This window comes from Pseudomonas sp. Irchel 3E13 (assembly GCF_900187455.1).
In the GTDB taxonomy this organism is placed as follows: domain Bacteria; phylum Pseudomonadota; class Gammaproteobacteria; order Pseudomonadales; family Pseudomonadaceae; genus Aquipseudomonas.
The window spans coordinates 405,231-422,735 of sequence record NZ_FYDX01000004.1 but is presented as its reverse complement, the minus strand read 5'-3'; the positions used below and the strand labels follow the sequence as shown (position 1 = coordinate 422,735).

Here is a 17,505-nt window from a genome sequence, read left to right as displayed (position 1 = left end):
AGAGTAATCGTTAATCGGCAGGCGGGCCAATAACCGGCGCTCGGAAGTTCAAACGGCTGTTCTGAACGCGATCAATAGCCAACAACATTCCCCCTGATGTTTGCCAGACGGCGCTGGCTGGGCTTTGCTTGATGGCTCAGCACATTTCAGCAGTCAGGAGGATGAGAGATGGCCACGATGAGAGCAGCCGTTTTCGTAGCGCCCGGGCGAATCGAACTGGCGGATAAGCCGATCCCGGACGTTGGCCCCACCGATGCGCTGATTCGCATCACCACGACGACCATCTGCGGCACCGATGTGCATATTCTCAAGGGCGAGTACCCGATCGCCCGGGGGCTGACCGTTGGCCATGAGCCGGTGGGGGTGATCGAGAAGCTCGGCAGCGCGGTCAAGGGCTACAAGGAAGGCCAGCGGGTGATCGCCGGGGCGATCTGCCCCAACTTCAATTCCTACGCCGCTCAGGACGGGGTTGCCTCGCAGGACGGCAGTTACCTGCTGGACCGCGGCGCTTGCGAATGCCACGGCTACAAGGCCACGGCCGGCTGGCGCTTCGGCAACCTGATCGACGGCACCCAGGCCGAATACGTGCTGGTGCCGGATGCCGAGGGCAATCTGGCGCCGATTCCCGATGGCCTGACCGATGAACAGGTGTTGATGTGCCCCGACATCATGTCGACCGGCTTCAAGGGTGCGGAGAACGCCAATATCCGCATCGGCGACACCGTGGTCATCTTCGCGCAGGGGCCGATCGGCCTGTGCGCAACCGCCGGGGCGCGGCTGCTGGGCGCGTCGACCATCATCGCGGTCGATGGCAACGACCATCGCCTGGGCATTTCCCGGACCATGGGCGCCGACATCACGCTGAACTTCAACCAGTGCGATGTGGTGGAGGAGGTGATGAAGCTGACCCGTGGGCGCGGCGCCGATTCTTCCATCGAATGCCTGGGGCTGCCGTCGACGTTCGAGCAGGCCATGAAGGTGCTCAAGCCGGGCGGCACGCTTTCCAGCCTGGGCGTGTACTCCAGCGATGTGAAGATCCCGCTCGCGGCTTTTGCTGCCGGCCTGGGAGACCACCGGATCAATACCGCGCTGTGTCCTGGCGGCAAGGAGCGCATGCGCCGGCTGATGAGCGTGATCGCGTCGAACCGGGCGGATTTCGGCTCACTGGTGACCCACCATTACCCGCTGGGCGACATCGTCGCGGCCTATGACCTGTTCGCCCATCAGCGCGACGGCGTGCTCAAGATCGCGATCAAGCCGTAGCAAGGGAGCGGGGCGCCCGGCGGCGGGCGTCCCGTGTGTTGACGCCGCGCCTCAGAAGGTCGGCGTGTAGGTCAGGGTGAACATCACGTTGCGCGGGTCGCCGAAGTAGTTGTTGCCGGCCAGCGTCCCGTACGACGGAATCACGTAGTCCTTGTCGAACAGGTTGTTCAGGTTGGCCGCCACGCTGACCTGATCGCTGACCTTGTAGGCCACCCGCGCGCTCCAGATGGAGAAGCCGCTGGCTTCATAGGCGCGGTCGAAGCCGATGGTGCGGCTCTGGCTGTTGACGCCGCCGCCGATGCTGACGCGCTCCAGGTCACCCGGCAACTGGTAGTCGGCCCACACCCGCAGCATGTGCTTGGGGGTGAAGGTGCTGAACGTCTTGCCCTTGAGTTCCGGGTCGTCCATGAAGCGGGTGGTGTTGTAGGTGTAGCCGCTGGACAGTTGCAGGCCCGGCAGCACCTCGCCGTTCACTTCCAGTTCGATCCCCTGGCTGCGCACCTTGCCGCTGGCCATCGAGCAGTACCAGCCATCGCACTCGAAACCACTGTCCAGGTCGGCGACCGCACGGTTTTCATGCAGGTAGCGGAATACCGTCAGCGAGGTGTTCAGGCGGCCGTCCATCAACTCGCCCTTGATACCGATTTCATAGTTGGTGCCGGTGATCGGTTTCAGCGGCGCCTGGTTGAGGCCGCGTTCGCTTTGCGGAATGAACACGTCGGCGTAGCTGGCATAGGCCGACCACTGCTCGTTGAGGGCGTAGACCAGGCCGGCGAACGGAGTGACCTTGCCGGTGCTCTGGGCGGTGGAGTGCACCGGATCGCCGTCGATTTCGCGCTGGAAGTAGTTGTCCGCGTCGTAGCTCATTTCATACCAGCTCGCCCGGCTGCCCAGCACCAGGGTCAGCGGCTCCAGCAGGTTGATCCGGTAGCTGGCGTAGATGCCTTTCTGGCGCACGTCGTATTGGCTGGTGGTCAGGTTGGCGCGGTCGGCGATGCCGTTGTAGGTCTGGTACGGGCGGTCATGGTCGACGTTGGTGATGTCCACGCCGGGGGTGAAGGCGCGGGCGTAGCCATCGTCGGTGGTGTATTTCGAATAGTTGGCACCCAGCACCAGGCTCTGCTTGAAGCCCAGCCCTTCGAACTGGCCATCGACGTACATGTCCAGGCCCAGGTTGTGGTTGCTGAAGTCGGTGCCGTAGTCGGCATAGATCGGTTTCGGGCCTGGCCCTGCGGCGCCGGTGATGAACTGGTACACCGCTTCGTTGGACTCGAACATGCCCAAGGCCGAGGCCTTGAAGCGCCAGGCGTCGTTGAAGCGGTGCTCGAGGTCGAGGTAGATGGCGGTCTGGTCGCTGCTGGCGCGGTTCCAGTTGGCGCCGACATAGGTCGAACGGCCGACGTCCAGGCGGCTGCCGTCGCGGTTGCGCGGCAGGCCGATCATGTACGGCTGGTAGTGGGTCTTCTTGTTGCTCGCGCCGACGCCTAGCGTGGTGTCGCTGCTGAGGTCGAAGTCCAGCGCGGCGTAGACGGTCTGTTCCCAGTTCCACAGCGAGTCGGTGAAGGAGTTGCCCTTCTGGTAGTCGACCACCGCGCGGCCGCGGACCGTCCCTTCATCGTTGAGCGCGCTGCCGGCGTCGACCTGCATGCCGTAGCGGTCCCAGCTCCCGGCCTTGGTGGTCAGGGTCACGGTCGGCTCGGCCTGCGGGCGCTTGCGCACCATGTTGATCGCGCCGCCCGGGTTATTCGCGCCTTGCAGCAGGCTGGCGGCACCGCGCATGACTTCCATGCGGTCGTAGATCGACATGTTCTCGCTGATGTAGCTGCCCAGCGAATAGACGTTACGCGGCACCGGCACGCCGTCGTACTGGATGCTCTCGATGTCGAAGCCGCGGGAGAAAATGAACAGGCCGGAGCCGGGCGACTTGATCGCGCTCACGCCGGTGGTGTTTTCCAGCGCCTGCTTGAGGTTGACGATGTTCTGGTCGTCCATGCGCTTGCGCGTCAGCACGCTGACCGACTGCGGGATGTCCTTCAACTTCTGCGCGCTCTTGCCCAGGGTGACCGCGCCGGTGGTGTAGGAACCACTGCCTTCGGTGGTGGCGCCCAGTTGCTCGGAGTTGATGCGGGTCACGCCCAGTTCCATGGCCGAGCCCTCTTGCGTGGCTTCGGTGATCAGCAGGGTGTCACCGCTCAGCGCCGCGCTCAGGCCGCTGCCGGCGAGCAGGCGTTGCACGCCCTGGGCGACGCTGTAATGGCCGTTCAGGCCCGGGCTGTTGCGCCCGGCCAGCAATTCGCTGTTGACGATCAGGCGCAGGCCGCTCTGATCGCTGAAGCGCGTCAGTGCCTGGCCGAGAGGGCCGGCCGGAATCGCAAAGGCGCGGGTCGCGCTTTGTGCGGCATCGGCCGCCAGTGTCTGGGTGCTCACGGCAAACGCCAGGCCGCAGGCCGTACTCATCGCCAGGCCGAGCGCGGCACGTTTGAAGGATTGTTGCATGTCTCTCCCCGCTGAAATCAGCTAATTAAAAATCACTCTCAAATGGGAAAGACGCTGAACATTTCAAACCTGACAGTGCCGCGTGAAAAATTTTTCGGGTTATCGCGTTTTGCGCTGCTCGTCCGCCTCCACCACCGTCAGCCACGGCAATTTGCGGATGCGGATCGGCAGCGACTGTTGCAGCAAGGCCAGTTGCGCGTCGAGGTCACGGGTTTCGAACAGGCCGGTGACCGGCAACTGGCGCAGCGCCGGATCGCGGATCCACAGCAGCCCTTTGTGATACCGCGACAGTTCGTCGAGCACCTCGCCCAACGGCTCGCCGTCGAAGATCAGCCGGTCGCGACGCCAGGCGGTCAGGCTGTCGGCGTCGACGTCGAGCGGTTTCGACACGCCATGTGCGTCATAACTGAGGGCCTGTCCGGCCTGCACCACGGTCTGCGTGCCGGCGCCCTGGCGGGTGACGCCCACGCTGTGTTCGGTGACCACAAGGCGCACCCGCGAACCGTCGCGGCGTACGTCGAAGCCGGTGCCGAGGGCGCGCAGCGTGCCGTCCGCGGCCTGTACTTCGAAGGGGCGCGAGGCGTCGGCCGCAACCTGCACGAACAGCTCGCCGGCGTACAGGCGCAGCGTGCGGCGGTTGCCTTCGATCTGGATGTCGACACGGGTTTGCGGGGCCAGGTGCAGCTGCGAGCCATCGCTCAACTGCAACTCGCGGCGCTCGCCCGCGCCGGTGCGCTGGTCGGCCAGCCAGCCGTCTTCGCGCACCTGCCATGCAGCGCCGCTGGCCAGGCCGAGCGCCAGCACCAGGCCCAGGACGGGACCGGCGCGGCGCCGAGGCGCCGGGCGTTGCAGCGCACTGCCCAGGCGTTCCCACAGCCGTTCGGCGGCAAGCGACGCGGCCTGATGCTGCTCGGAGCGTTCGCACCAGCGCTGGTAGTTTGCCCAATCGCCGTCGTCGGCCGTGCCGCTGTGCAGGTCCACCAGCCATTGCAGCGCTTCATCGGTCAGGCCGGGCAGGGGACAGTCGAGGTCTTTCGCGCGGATCGCGGCCATCGCTCAGTCCTCCAGCAGCTCAAGACTGCGGACGCAATGCCGCAACGCACGCATGATGTATTTGCTGACCATGCTCGGGGAAACCTCCAGGCGTTCGGCAATCGCCTGGTGGCTCAGGCCCTCGATGCGGTTGAGCAGCAGCGCGGTGCGGCAATTCTCCGGCAGTTCGCTCAGGGCCAGGTGCAGGCACTGCAATTGCTGGCGCAACTCGAACAGCCGTTCGGGGCCGGGACGCGGGTCGAGCAACTCGTCCTGCACCTCCGAGAGTTCAACGGGCGAGCCCTGGCGTTTACGCCCGCGGGCCAGGTCGATGATCAGGTTGCCGAGCACCCGGATCAGGAAGAAGCGCGGGTTCAGGATGCCGTCGGTTTGTTGCTGCTGGCCGAGGCCGGCGTAGCGCACGAAGGTGTCCTGGGTGAGGTCGGCCGCCAACTCGCGATCGCCCAGACGGCGATAGGCGATGTTCTGCAAGTCGCGGTGATAAAGGCGAAACAACCGGTCCAGATCGTCAGCCAAGGCGAACCTCACGTGTTCAGAAGCCGGCAGGGCCCGGCGGGAAAGCGCGAAGAATATAGTGATTAAGAATCGTTCGCAAATCTACCTGCGCCGCGAACTGCCGCCCCCGCCGTTTGGTGCAATACGGGGTTCGGGAGGGTCATATCCTGGATTGCAGGAAGACTGGCGGGGCGGTGTGCTCAGCTTTCGGGAGGGGGCGTGTCGTCCTGCGGGGATTGCGCGGCCAGTTTCAGTCGGTCAGCCTTGCTGATGTATTGAGGTTTGCTCTTGGGCGCCAGTTTGGCGCTGGCTTTTTTTGCATGCGCTTTTAAAAGCTGTTTGATCTTTTTACGACGGTTCATGTTTTTTCCACTTCATTCCTGGCAAGGCATGCCCGCCATGCTACCTGACAAGGACTGCGCCGTGGTTTTGGCAAACACACAGCGGCCCGAAAAGAGAAAAGAGATGGATGTATTCACGGTTTTTTCAGTTCCGCAATTAAGGAGTAGGTATGCCGAATGATCTCAGCCAGTCAGAGGCCGCCCAATGGTTTGCCTTGTTCGAGTTGGGAAATATTCCGCACGACAGCACGTTCTCCGTTGTGCTGAGCAACGAGCCTATCGAGTACTGGTTCTACAAGCGCAACAGTTTGCGGCCTGAAAGTGTGAAGCTTGAGCTGACCGTTCCTTCCTGGGGACACTGGCGTGTGCAACTTGAGCGTAATGACAACCTCTATCTGGCCCAGTGGCGCTCAAACGACGATATGCGCATTGATTCAGCCCAATTGCGTTATCGAAAACTCATAAAGTGGCCGCGCCTGGCGAGCATCATGGATTTTCCGCAGTGGGTCGAACGGCTGGAACAGAGCCTGGATGTGCGCTTTTTGCGCCACGCCAATATCGGTGCCCGCGGTGTTGAATCCTCGACGTTGGCGAATAACCCACACCTGCGCCATTGGTTGGCCCCTTGCGCGGAAACGTTTGGCTGGAACTGGAAAATGCAGCCACTTTGAACGTTGGAGTACCGTGCTCTGTTGTGCGCGGAAGTTGCTTGAATTGTCGTATGGCGAGATAAAAATCCATTTCCGTAGTGTGACCAGGTTCACAGTTGACCCCGCTGTTTGCACACTCGACTTCTTTGTCCATAGTGTTTTGATAATAGCGTTCGGACACAGAAATAATGACGTCGTGGCCGGCCATCTTTTTCCCTTACCTGATTCCTAGCGTCCCGCCTGGATATGACTATGCTCAAGGTTCTTCGGCAACAGGGGCATCTGAAACAGGCGCCCGTCCACCGCGTGGCATATCGAGCTACATAAGAAGGGGAACGGAGATGGCAGAAATAACAGGAAGCTCAGCCTCTGATACGCATGGCACAACAACGCTTGGCGGGGCGCGGGCATGGTGGGTGTGGTGTATCGCCGTTGCGTTCGTTATCTACTTGTTCAGCGTACAAACGGGTTATTCAATCGTTAACCCGGAGATCCAGCAAAGTCTGACACTTACCGTTACCCAGATCACCGCCATTGCCGCGACCTATACATGGGTGTTCGCCATTTGCCAGTTTTTCGGCGGGGCGTTGCTCGATCGTCTGGGCGCGCACAAGGTTTTACCGGTGTCGGTCGCGTTGGTGACCGTGGGTGTTTTCATCTTTGCCAACGCATCGTCCTATTCAATGCTGCTGTTGTCGCAGTTCGTCATGGCATTAGGTGCCTGCACGGGTTTTGTCGGGGCTGGCTACATTGGTGGGCAGTGGTTCGGCATGGCGAAGTTCGGCCTTATGTTCGGCCTGGTGCAATTCTGCGCGTCGCTGTCGTCGGCGTTTTCAGTTAATGCTCTGGAGTACGCATTAAGTGCCATGCAATGGCGCGCGTTATTCAACTATATCGGGGCGGGGGGCATTGTACTGACGGTGCTGGCCTTCATTTATTTGCGCAACCCTCAGCCCGTGCACAGTGAGGCTTCCGGTGGCGCCGGAAAGTTCGTGGGCTCGGTTGTAGCGGCACTGGTGGACGTCGCGAGAATCCCTCACGTGTGGGTCAGCGCGCTTATCTGTTCGGCGCTGTTTGGCAGTTTGCTGGCGGCCGGCGTGGTGTGGGCGCCCAAACTGATGGTGACCCTGGGCGCCAGTCCGGCTACGGCTGCGTTCAGTTCATCGTTGCTGTGGCTGGGCCTGGCTGTCGGCTGCCTGATATTGCCGGCCATGTCCGACAAAATGAAAAAGCGTAAACCGCTCATTATTGGCGGCACCCTGGTGCAACTGCTGTGCGCACTGGCGCTGCTGTACGTGCCCGGTATCCCCGTGCCAATCGCGATGGGCTTGAACTTCATTTTCGGCGTCGCAAACGCGGCGCACATGATTACCTTCAGCTCGGCCAGCGATGTGGTGCCGCCGCAACTGATCGGCACCTCGGCGGCCTTCGTCAATGGCCTGGCCTTCATTGCGGGCGGTTTCATGATTTCCTCACCCGGCTCGCGGGTGGTGTCCGGCGAAGCCTCGGGGCTGCTGCCGCAGACCACTGCGTTGGCCCAGTATGCGGGCGAGCCGATCCTCATTGCGCTCGGTATCGCCCTGGTCCTGTCGTTCGTTCTTCGCGAATCCTATCCCAAGGCCTGAGACATCGGCGCACCACTACATGGAGGGCACACGCATGGCTACCGTTTCAGCATTGCGAGGTGACGTTGTCACGTTCAAGGCAGACCCGTTTCTGAACTCGCCTGAAGACTGCATGGTGTACATACCCGACGCCGTGGTCGTGATCGAAGCCGGCAAGATCACTGACCTGGGGCCGGCCAGCGAGGTGCTCGCCCGGTTGCCGCAGGGCGTAACCCCGGTGCATTACCCTGACGCGATCATTTCGGCGGGTTTCATCGACACGCACATCCATTACCCGCAAACGGAAATGATCGGCGCCTTCGGCGAGCAGTTGCTGGAGTGGTTGAACAAATACACGTTCGTGGCCGAACAGAACTTCGCCGCGCAAGCGCACGCCGAGCACGTGGCCGGGGTGTTCCTGCGCGAGCTGCTGCGCTGCGGCACGACCACGGCGGTGGTCTACTGCACGGTGCACCCGCAATCGGTGGATGCGTTTTTCGGTGAATCCCAGCGCTTCAACACCCGCATGATCGCCGGCAAGGTGCTGATGGACCGCAACGCCCCGCCAGCCCTGCTCGACACTGCCCAGCAGGGCTACGATGAAAGCACGCAACTGATCAAGCGCTGGCACAAGAAGGGCCGCCAGCACTACTGCATCACGCCGCGTTTCGCACCCACCAGTACGCAGGCGCAACTGGATGTATGCGGCACGCTGGCGAGGGAACATCCCGATGCCTACATCCAGACCCACCTGTGCGAAAACCTCGATGAGATCAAATGGGTGCTGGAGCTGTTTCCAGAGCGCAAGAGTTACCTGGACGTCTACCAGAACGCGGGCATCGTGCGCGAGCGCTCGGTGTACGGGCATGGCGTACACCTGACCGAAGAGGATTTTTGTACCTGCCACGAGACCGGGGCGGCGCTTGCCCATTGTCCTACGTCAAACCTGTTCCTGGGCAGCGGCCTGTTCAAGTTGTTCGATGCGAAGAATCCGGCCCGGCCGGTTCGCGTCGGGCTGGGCACCGACGTGGGGGCGGGGACCAGCTTCAGCCAGCTCCAAACCCTGAACGAGGCCTACAAGGTTGCGCAACTCAACCAGACTCGCCTCAACGCCATTCAGGCTTTTTACCTGGCCACCCGCGGCAGCGCCGAGGCGCTGTACCTGGACCAGCAGATAGGCACCGTTGGCATAGGATTTGAAGCCGACCTGGTGATACTCGACAAGAAAGCGACACCGCTCATGGCGTTTCGCAGCCAGTTCAGCAAGGACATCAACGAAACGTTGTTCCTCCTCCTGATCCTGGGCGACGACCGCGCCGTACGGGCCACCTACGTGGCGGGGCAGAAGGTGTACGACCGGGACGAGAGCGGGGAACAGTTCCGCTATGCGGTGGCCGAGTAGGGTTGCCGAGTCCCCAACCCCTCGCAAACCCTCTGACACCGCGTCAGAGGGTTTGCCGCCTGAATGCCAGCCTCAGAAGTCGGCCTTGAGCGTTACCGTGTAGTTGCGCGGATCACCGTAGTGGTTGGCCGCGTACAGCCAGCCGATGGTGGAGTAGTACTTCTTGTCGAACAGGTTGTTGCCGTTCAGGGCGACGCTGAAGTTCTTGTTGATCTGGTAGGCGAGGCGGGCGTTCCAGATGGCGTAGCCCGCCTGTTCGATGTCGCCGACGCCGTCAGTCCCGCCGAAGTTGGAGTGGTAGTTGCGGCTCTGGATGCTGGCGCCACCTCCGACGGTCCACTGGTCCAGATCATCCGGCAACGTGTAGTCAGCCCAGAACCGCAGCATATGGCGCGGGGTGTAGCTGTTGAAGGTCGCACCCGACGCGGAGGTGCCATCGCCCGGGTCGTTGAGGTACTCGGTGGTGGTGTAGGTATAACCCGCGAAAAGTTGCAGGCCGGCCAGCACTTCACCGCTGATTTCCGCATCGAAGCCTTCGGCGCGAACCTTGCCGCCGGACACATAGCAGTTGTCTTCGCCGTTCTGCCCGCACACGGAGTTGTAGTCGTACTGGGCGCGGTTTTTCTGATCGACGCGGAACACCGCGAAGCTGGTGTTGACGCGACCGTCGAACAGTTCGCCTTTCAAACCTATCTCGTAGTTGGAGCCTTCAAGCGGTTTCAGCGCGGCGCTGTCTTCGCTCAGTTCCGTTTGCGGTTTGAAGATGTCGGCGTAGCTCACATAGGTCGACCACTGATCGTTCAGGGCGTAGATCAGGCCGCCATACGGCGTGAACTCGCCGCTTTCCCTGGCATGGGCCGGTGTGGGTGAGCCGGTATTGAAGCGGTGCAGTTCGTAGTCGTATTTGTAGTTGCTGGCTCGACCGCCCAGGACCAGGGTCAAGGGCTCCGTCAGCTTGTAGCGCACCACGCCATAAACGCCGTTCTGGCTGATCTTGCCCCTGGACGTGCCGGCATACGTGGTGCCCAGCAATTGCTCCATGGTCGGTTTTTGTGGCGACACCGGATCGTAGAGGTTGATCGCGCCGAGGTTGAGCAGGCCGCCCTGCAGGTCATCGGTCTTCAGGTCGCTGGCGTTGGCGCCCATCACCACTTCGTGTTCGAGGTCGAAGGCGCGCCATTTGCCGGTGAGGTTGATGTCAGCGCCTTTGTTGACGTTTTCGAAGTCGTAGAGGTAGGCGCGCGAGCGCATGCCGTCGCCGGTGGCCGGGTCGACGGAGCCGCGGCCGAAACTGTAGAGGATGTAGTTGGTTTCGCGGATGTAGCTGCCGGAGGCTTTCAGCCGCCAGTCTTCGTTGAAGTCATGGGTGATATCGGCGAAGTAGGTGGTCTGTTTGTTGTCCCACTTGTTCCAGTCGGCGCCGGTGAAGGTGGAGCGCCCCGCGTTCACGGCACTGCCGTCCTTGTTGCGCGGCAGGCCGCTGAAAAACGGCACGGCATGCAGGTCTTCCACGCTCACACCGGCGGCGAGGGTGGTGGCGTCGCTGAGGTCGTATTCGAGGATGCCGTAGAGAACGTTCTTGCGGCTTTCAGCCGTGTCGTAGAAGTAGTTCTGGTCTTCGTGGGCGGCCACAAAGCGGCCGCGCAACGCACCGTCGGCGCTGAGCGGGGCGCTGGCGTCGAGGGTCTGGCGATAGGTGTCCCAGGAGCCGGCGCTGGCGGTCACGGAGAGCGCGGCTTCGGCTTTCGGGCGTTTGCGCACCAGGTTGATGGCTGCGCCGGGGTTGCCGCTGCCTTGCAGCAGGCCGTTGGCGCCACGCAGGACTTCGACGCGGTCGTACAGCAGGGTGTCGGAGGTGAAGCTGCTGCCGATGGCGTAGTAGCGGCGATCGAGCGGGACGCCGTCGTACTGGATGGTCTCCACCTCGAAGCCGCGCGAGTAGATGTACTTGCCGCCAGACGGGCTCTGGAACGTGGTGACGCCAGTGGTTTTCTCCAGCACTTCATCCAGGGTGTCGAGGCGTTGGTCGTCCATGGCCTTGCGCGTCACCACGCTGACCGACTGCGGGATGTCCTTCAGGCGGTGCGCCGACTTGCCGATGGTCACCGCGCTGGACGTATAGCTACCGGAGTTCTCGGTGGTCGCATCGATTTGCCGACCGGTGATGCTCAACGGCTCGAGGTTCAAGGCCCCGGCCGGTGTGTTCAGCGGCGCAGGTTCCAGGCCATAGACGCCGTCCCCACGGCGTATGACCTGCAAACCGGTGCCGGCAAGCACCCGCAGGAATCCCTCTTCGATACCGTAGCGTCCTTCCAGGCCCGGGCTGGACAGGCCACGGGCCAGTTCAGGGGTGTACTGCAAGGTGATCCCGCCTTCACTCGCGAATCGCGCCAGCACCTGAGCCAGGCTGCCGGAACCGATGCTGTAGGTTTGCGGCGCCTGAATCGGCGCCGCCCAGGCGCAGACCCCCAGCCCCTGCAAGGCGAGTGTCAGAGCGCTCAAGGCCAGCATCCGCCGATAGCGGGGCGCGCAGGGTTTATCGAGGGCTGGCACGGTCGGGCTGACCGGGGTGGAAGCGTGAATCATGGATAAGGTGTCCCTATGTATGTGGCAGTGTCATATCTAAGGACTGATGAGCGGTGGGAAACGGGCCAAACATTTTCAACGGGCGGTGACGGTGACCCAGTAGCGCGTCCGGTACTCGACATGCACCGGGAGCGTGGCGGGTAGCGCGGCGAGGATCTGGTCGGTCTTTTCAAGCTGGAATGCCCCGCTGATCGGCAGCCGCGCAACCTCTGGGGCGCACCGCAGCCAACCGTGGCGGTAACGCCCCAGCTCATTGAGGAACTCACTCAAGGGCATCTCTTCTGCGATCAACCGGCCACGGGTCCACAGGCTGTCCTGCTCGCGAGCCGCCGCTACCGCCCCCGACCCCTGACGACTGAAATCGACCTGCTGGCCCGCCTCGATGACCTGCTGCTGTCCATGGGCCGGCGTCACCCGCACCGCGCCTTCGAACACGGTCAATTGCGTACTGCCGTCACGCTGGCGGACCAGAAAGCGCGTACCCAGGGCCTCCATCAGGCCCTCGTTGCTGGCAACGCGTAATGGTCGATGGCGAACACTGTGGGCATCGGCACCGCTGTCGACGAGGATTTCGCCGCGCAGCAGGCGGATCAGTCGTTGCTCCGGATCGAAGTTCACGTCCACGGCGCTGTTGGTGTTCAGGTTCAGAACGGTGCCGTCCGCCAGTTCCACCCGCCGGTGCTCGCCGACGGCGGTGGTGTGGGAAGCGGCTGGTACGACCTGTCGATAGCCCGCATAACCCAGCGGCGCGACGATGGCCAACACCAGCAGTTGTTTGAGCGTTTGCCGCCGCTCGCGGTTGAGCGTGCCCATCGCCAGGCGTTGTGGCAGCAGCCCCAATTGGGCTTGCACACGCTGCGCTTTCAGCCAGGCCCGTTCGTGCTCGGGGGCAGCGGCGCGCCAGCGCGCGCAGGCGTCGCGTTCTGCGGGGCTGACCTGCTCGTCGAGCATCAACATGTACCAACGGGCAGCCTGCCGGGCCACTTCCGGGCTGATGCGTGACCGGTTGGCGTGCATCAGAAATCGTCTTCGAAGAGGATGCAGGCTTCGACTGCGCTAGCCATGTGGCGCTTGACCGTGCGCTCGCCGATGCCCAGGCGCTGGGCGACCTGCACGTAGGTCAGACCCTCCAGTTGAACCAGCAGAAACACCGAACGCACGATCGGTTTGAGGGTATCGAGCAGGGCATCCAGTTGCTGCAGGGTTTCCTGCAGCGAAAAACGTTCTTCTTCGGAAAGGTCGAAGGCCTCGGGCAGTTGCGCGAGCAATTCCAGGTAGGCCCGTTCCAGCGATTGCCGACGAAAATGGTCATACACCAGACGCCGGCCCACAGTGGTCAGGTAGGCCCGGGGCCGTTGCAGGCTCAGGCTGGCGCCGGCCTTTTGTTGCGCCTGGAGAATCCGCAGGAAGGTGTCCTGTGCCAGATCGGCAGCCTGCGCCGAGCAGCCCAATCGACGGTACAACCACTGCTTGAGCCAGCCATTGTGCTCGGTATAGACCTGACTCAGATCATCGTTCATCACGGGTAAACCCTCCGGTGCGATGCGCGCACCATAAATGATAACGATTATCAGATCAATTCGAGGCGCAAGGCCTGACGCGGCACCTCAGCGGGCCCCGCGTCGGGCGTCAGTTACGGGTGCAGCGCCGAGTTCGCCATCAACGTGAACAGCCGCAGGTTCCTCGCCATCGGGTTCTCGATCGAGGCCGGGAAGGTCTGGAGCAGCATCGCGTTGTTGAAGCGGTCGAGGCTGGTGGTGGGGATGTACTTGCCCATTTCCGGATGGTCGTTGGTGCGGAATCGCAGCGGCTCGTGGGCGTCGGGCAGGGTGTAGGTCAAGCGCTTCGCCGTCCCGGCCTGGTCCATGACCAGCGTCCTGGTGGCCGCGTCATAGCTGGCGTTGCCCGCCTCGTGGGTCAGCAGGATCTTGTTGGTTTTCGGGTTGTACCACATCAGATGGACTTGCCCGCCGTGCAGGTAAACGAATTGCACGGCATCGGTCTCGCGGTCCACGACGCCACGGCTCAGGTACAGGCCGTCCACGGGCGTGAACAGCTCGATTTCCAGCAGGTCGGTAGCGGCGCCGGGTTCCTGGCCGAATTTTGCGTACAGGTCGCCCATGATGGCCTTGATCGGCACCCACAGAGAGGTTTCCAGTGTCTCGGCATCCAGTTTGACGATGCCGTCATGGGCGGTGGACAGGTCGAGCGAATACGTGAGGGATTCCCGTGGCGGAATCGACGAGCAGTTATCCCGGTGCTCGACGATGTAATCGTCCGCGCCTTCGTAACCACCCTGCGCCCACGCCTGGGCGAGGGCCTTGGCCGATGTTTCGTCCAGACAGTTCATGATGCCTTCGACCTGTTCGATCGCGTCGATCGTTGTCACTTTGGCGGCTGCGGCGTTCATCGAGAGTGCTGCGAGCACGCTCAGCAGCATCAGTTTTTGCTTCATTGCAGGTGATTCCTGGAGGGACGACGGCTTGATATCGGCCAGGGGGCACTAGCCTTTAACAGGCGTCGGCAACAGCCGGATCAACCCGCCGCCAGATCGCCGTACCAGTAAGCCGCGGTGACGCCGCCATCCATGAGGAAATCGCTGCCGGTGATGAATGTCCCCTCAGGCCCCATCAGCAGTGCCGCTACAGCCGCCACTTCATCCGCTGTGCCGCCGCGCCCGGCGGCGCTGAGGGCGATCATGCGCCGGTAGCCTTCGCCGCGCGGGCCGTTCAGTTCGTCCCGGGCCAGCGGGGTGAAGATGATACCGGGGCTGATAGTGTTGACCCGTGCCCCGCGCTTGCCCCAGCGCACGGCTTCGGCCATCACCCGCAGCGAGTTGCCGCGTTTGGAGAGCTGATAGGCGTGCAACGGGTCGGTCACCGTGTCGGCCTGCAGCATCGGCAGTGCCAGCAGTTCCTCGACCGGTGTGGTCGCCAGCGCGGTGTTCTGTTCGGGCGTCAGGGCGGGCAGGCGATGGCCGGATTGCGAGGCGATCACGATTCCCGCGCCGCCCTCGGCGATCACATCGCCGAACAGTTCCAGCACCAGCGCGGTGCCGTACAGGTCGACGCGCAGGATGGTTGCCACCGGTGCTTGCGACGGTGAAACGCCGGCAGCGTGGATCACGCCGGTGATTTCACCGAGGGCGCACGCCAGTTGAACCAGCGCCTGCACCGACTCCCGCGAGGCCACATCGACCACGGCGGTGGTCACCTCGAATCCGCCATTGAGCAACACCCTGGCTGCGGCGTCGGCGTTTTCCTGGCGCAGGTCGGCCAGCACGACGTGCCTGCCGGCGCTGACGCGGCGGGCAATTGCCAGACCGATCGAGCCGGCGCCGATAACGACTGTGACGGTGTTGGGCTTTTTCATGGACACCTCACTGCTCCGGGCGTTGGCCGTAATGGTCATCGCTGACCTGTTCCATCCACTCGACCACCTTGCCGTCGAGCACTTCGGCAATGGCGATATGGGTCATGGCGGTGGTCGCGGTCGCGCCGTGCCAGTGCTTGACGTTCGGCGGAATCCACACCGTGTCGCCGGGCCTGATGGCGCGTACGGGTTGGCCCAGTTGCTGGACCAGGCCGGTGCCTGCGGTCACGATCAAGGTCTGGCCCAACGGATGGGTGTGCCAGGCGGTGCGGGCGCCGGGTTCGAAGGTCACGGTGGCGCCGCTGACCCGGGCGTTGTTTGTGCCCTTGAACGGCGCGTCGACGCGAACGGTGCCGGTGAAGTAATCGGCGGGCCCCTTGGCCGACGGCTGCGAGCCGTTGGGTGTGACGGTGAGCACGGGTTTTTCCTCGGCGGTGGCGTCGAGGGCGAGCAATGACAGCGATAACGCCGTGGCGGCGAGGCGTTTCATGACGATCCCCCTGGGCATCTGGATTGATGGGTGCGGTGTGCACTTCGTCAATCTATCAGCGGGGAATTGGCGTGATTAGCTGGAGGAATCAGATAGGAGTGATGAGGGTTGTTCATGAGTGGGGTGGGGCTCTTCAAACTGAGCGCCCGATCTCACACCCCAAAAAATCCAAAATCCCCAGGCTCAAAACGCTCGCTCGCATCCATCGTGATACCGCGCAGTGCCGCGGTCTCCAGGTGCGACGGGTACAGCGGCTCGGCGAAATAGTTGATCAGCAGCGAACGGCGATTGGCACCGCTTACGTTCAGGCTGCCGGCATGCACCAGGTCGACATCGAACACCAGAATGTCCCCCGCGCTGCCTGAAAGCTGCACGGCCCCGGATTCGTCAGCGAAATCGAAGGGCGCTTCTTCCGGCGCCGGGCGATGGCTGCCGGGGACGATACGGGTTGCGCCGTTGGCGGGGCTGTAGTCGTCGAGATAGACCATCGCCCCCACGGTGTCGCCCGGGCGCTGGGCCGAGAGGTCGCGGTGCAGCTTCTGCTGACCACCACCGGCGAGCGGGGCGCGGCCTTCGACCTGGGCGAGGAAGAACCGCTCGCCGATCAACTCGCCCACCACCGCCAGCAACGCCGGCAGGCGGCACACCGCCTGAACCTGCGCGTCAGCGTCCAGTTGCGAATGGTGCCAGTCCGCGCCGCGTGGCACGGGCCACTGGTCCGAGGGTTTCACCCCGGCGTCGAACACGGCACGCAGGTGCTCCAGCCAGTCGGCCGGGACCGCCTGGCGCAGCAGCAGAAAACCTTGGCGATGAAGGTGCTCGCGGTCAGTCATGGTTTTTCGATTCCCTTTTCGGCAATGCGTCCCTGGCGAACGGCGGCAGCCAGACTAAAGCATCGGGCAGGCGTCAGCCATTGATCGAACGCAGTGTTGCGGCGCCTCCCGGCGGCGCGGGGCGTGCCGGTGCGTGTGAAAAGTCGCTTCAGGGCGGCGGCGAGTAGGGCAGCAGGCGCTCGGTTTCCTTTTTCACCACGGCGTAGCACTCGCAACTGAGCTGTTCCAGGCGGGCCCGGTCGAGCACGGTGATATTGCCCCGGCTGTACTCGATGACGCCCAGGCGCTGCAGCTTGCCGGCCGCGTCGGTCACACCCTCGCGGCGGACGCCGAGCATGTTGGCGATCAACTCCTGGGTCATGCACAACTGATTGCCCGGCAGGCGATCCAGCGACAGCAACAGCCAGCGGCACAGTTGCTGGTCGATCGAGTGGTGGCGGTTGCACACCGCCGTCTGCGCCATCTGGGTGATCAGCGCCTGGGTATAGCGCAGCATCAGCATCAGCAGTTCGCCATGGCGGTTGAATTCATCCTTGAGCCGCTGTCCCGGCAGGCGATAGGCGTGCCCGGCGCTTTGCACGATGGCGCGGCTGGGGGTGCTTTCGCCGCCCATGAACAGGGCAATGCCGACCAGCCCTTCATTGCCCACCACCGAGATTTCCGCCGAGGCGCCGTTCTCCATGACATACAGCAGCGACACGATCGAGTCGGTGGGGAAGTAGACATGCCGCAGGGTGTCGCCGGACTCGTAGATCGCCTTGCCCAGCGGCAGTTTGACGTGCTCCAGGTGCGGCTGCAGGCGCTCTAACGTCGGATCGGACAGCGCGGCCAGCAGGTGATTGTGCCGGGGTTCAGGTACGGGGCGCATGTTCGGTACCTTTGGGCAGCGGATCGAGTCAACAAGCCTAGCTCATCGTGGC

General features: G+C 63.1%; 16 protein-coding genes. 4 read left to right on the top strand and 12 right to left on the bottom strand.

Annotated elements, in window-relative coordinates; genetic code table 11:
- Nucleotides 1–168: 168 nt before the first annotated feature.
- Entirely contained in the window at nucleotides 169–1,263 is a 1,095-nt protein-coding gene (locus CKW37_RS08735; protein WP_095155285.1) for an NAD(P)-dependent alcohol dehydrogenase, read from the top strand.
- Nucleotides 1,264–1,314: 51 nt separating this feature from the next.
- On the opposite strand, the gene CKW37_RS08730 is transcribed toward CKW37_RS08735, so the two are convergent.
- The 4 genes from CKW37_RS08730 to CKW37_RS08715 form a co-directional block, all read right to left on the bottom strand.
- Complete coding sequence (locus tag CKW37_RS08730) at nucleotides 1,315–3,759, bottom strand: TonB-dependent receptor (protein ID WP_095155284.1); 2,445 nt, start codon at nucleotides 3,757–3,759, stop codon at nucleotides 1,315–1,317.
- A 99-nt stretch (nucleotides 3,760–3,858) separates the two neighbouring features.
- Nucleotides 3,859–4,812 (bottom strand): FecR family protein, encoded by a 954-nt coding sequence (locus CKW37_RS08725; RefSeq protein ID WP_095155283.1) that lies wholly within the window; start codon nucleotides 4,810–4,812, stop codon nucleotides 3,859–3,861.
- A gap of 3 nt (nucleotides 4,813–4,815) precedes the next feature.
- Nucleotides 4,816–5,328 carry an RNA polymerase sigma factor gene (locus CKW37_RS08720; protein ID WP_095155282.1) on the bottom strand — a complete coding sequence of 171 codons (513 nt, stop codon included), beginning with the start codon at nucleotides 5,326–5,328 and terminating at the stop codon, nucleotides 4,816–4,818.
- Between the two features lie 179 nt (nucleotides 5,329–5,507).
- Nucleotides 5,508–5,669 (bottom strand): DUF2986 domain-containing protein, encoded by a 162-nt coding sequence (locus CKW37_RS08715; RefSeq protein WP_095155281.1) that lies wholly within the window; start codon nucleotides 5,667–5,669, stop codon nucleotides 5,508–5,510.
- Between the two features lie 149 nt (nucleotides 5,670–5,818).
- Here CKW37_RS08715 and CKW37_RS08710 point away from each other — a divergent pair, with 149 nt between their 5' ends.
- The 3 genes from CKW37_RS08710 (at nucleotide 5,819) to guaD (ending at nucleotide 9,304) form a co-directional block, all read left to right on the top strand.
- Complete coding sequence (locus tag CKW37_RS08710) at nucleotides 5,819–6,319, top strand: hypothetical protein (protein ID WP_095155280.1); 501 nt, start codon at nucleotides 5,819–5,821, stop codon at nucleotides 6,317–6,319.
- Nucleotides 6,320–6,639: 320 nt separating this feature from the next.
- Nucleotides 6,640–7,923 carry an MFS transporter gene (locus CKW37_RS08705; RefSeq protein ID WP_159985248.1) on the top strand — a complete coding sequence of 428 codons (1,284 nt, stop codon included), beginning with the start codon at nucleotides 6,640–6,642 and terminating at the stop codon, nucleotides 7,921–7,923.
- A 34-nt stretch (nucleotides 7,924–7,957) separates the two neighbouring features.
- The gene (guaD, locus tag CKW37_RS08700) at nucleotides 7,958–9,304 is read left to right on the top strand and encodes a guanine deaminase (RefSeq protein WP_095155278.1); all 1,347 of its coding nucleotides are present in this window, start codon (nucleotides 7,958–7,960) and stop codon (nucleotides 9,302–9,304) included.
- Nucleotides 9,305–9,376: 72 nt separating this feature from the next.
- Here guaD and CKW37_RS08695 read toward each other — a convergent pair whose 3' ends face one another.
- The 8 genes from CKW37_RS08695 to CKW37_RS08660 all read right to left on the bottom strand — a co-directional run bounded on the left by CKW37_RS08695 (nucleotide 9,377) and on the right by CKW37_RS08660 (nucleotide 17,453).
- Nucleotides 9,377–11,890 carry a TonB-dependent receptor gene (locus tag CKW37_RS08695; RefSeq protein ID WP_095155277.1) on the bottom strand — a complete coding sequence of 838 codons (2,514 nt, stop codon included), beginning with the start codon at nucleotides 11,888–11,890 and terminating at the stop codon, nucleotides 9,377–9,379.
- A 75-nt stretch (nucleotides 11,891–11,965) separates the two neighbouring features.
- Nucleotides 11,966–12,907 (bottom strand): FecR domain-containing protein, encoded by a 942-nt coding sequence (locus tag CKW37_RS08690; protein WP_095155276.1) that lies wholly within the window; start codon nucleotides 12,905–12,907, stop codon nucleotides 11,966–11,968.
- On the bottom strand, nucleotides 12,907–13,410 hold the full coding sequence (locus CKW37_RS08685) for a sigma-70 family RNA polymerase sigma factor (RefSeq protein WP_095155275.1): 504 nt from the start codon (nucleotides 13,408–13,410) through the stop codon (nucleotides 12,907–12,909). The genes CKW37_RS08690 and CKW37_RS08685 overlap by 1 nt, the downstream gene beginning before the upstream one ends.
- Nucleotides 13,411–13,523: 113 nt before the next feature.
- Nucleotides 13,524–14,345 carry a hypothetical protein gene (locus CKW37_RS08680; protein ID WP_095155274.1) on the bottom strand — a complete coding sequence of 274 codons (822 nt, stop codon included), beginning with the start codon at nucleotides 14,343–14,345 and terminating at the stop codon, nucleotides 13,524–13,526.
- Nucleotides 14,346–14,425: 80 nt separating this feature from the next.
- Nucleotides 14,426–15,262 carry an SDR family oxidoreductase gene (locus CKW37_RS08675; RefSeq protein WP_095155358.1) on the bottom strand — a complete coding sequence of 279 codons (837 nt, stop codon included), beginning with the start codon at nucleotides 15,260–15,262 and terminating at the stop codon, nucleotides 14,426–14,428.
- 7 nt (nucleotides 15,263–15,269) lie between these two features.
- Complete coding sequence (locus CKW37_RS08670) at nucleotides 15,270–15,752, bottom strand: cupin domain-containing protein (RefSeq protein ID WP_095155273.1); 483 nt, start codon at nucleotides 15,750–15,752, stop codon at nucleotides 15,270–15,272.
- 152 nt (nucleotides 15,753–15,904) lie between these two features.
- Nucleotides 15,905–16,585 (bottom strand): phytanoyl-CoA dioxygenase family protein, encoded by a 681-nt coding sequence (locus CKW37_RS08665; protein WP_095155272.1) that lies wholly within the window; start codon nucleotides 16,583–16,585, stop codon nucleotides 15,905–15,907.
- 148 nt (nucleotides 16,586–16,733) lie between these two features.
- Entirely contained in the window at nucleotides 16,734–17,453 is a 720-nt protein-coding gene (locus tag CKW37_RS08660; RefSeq protein WP_095155271.1) for a Crp/Fnr family transcriptional regulator, read from the bottom strand.
- Nucleotides 17,454–17,505: the final 52 nt, after the last annotated feature.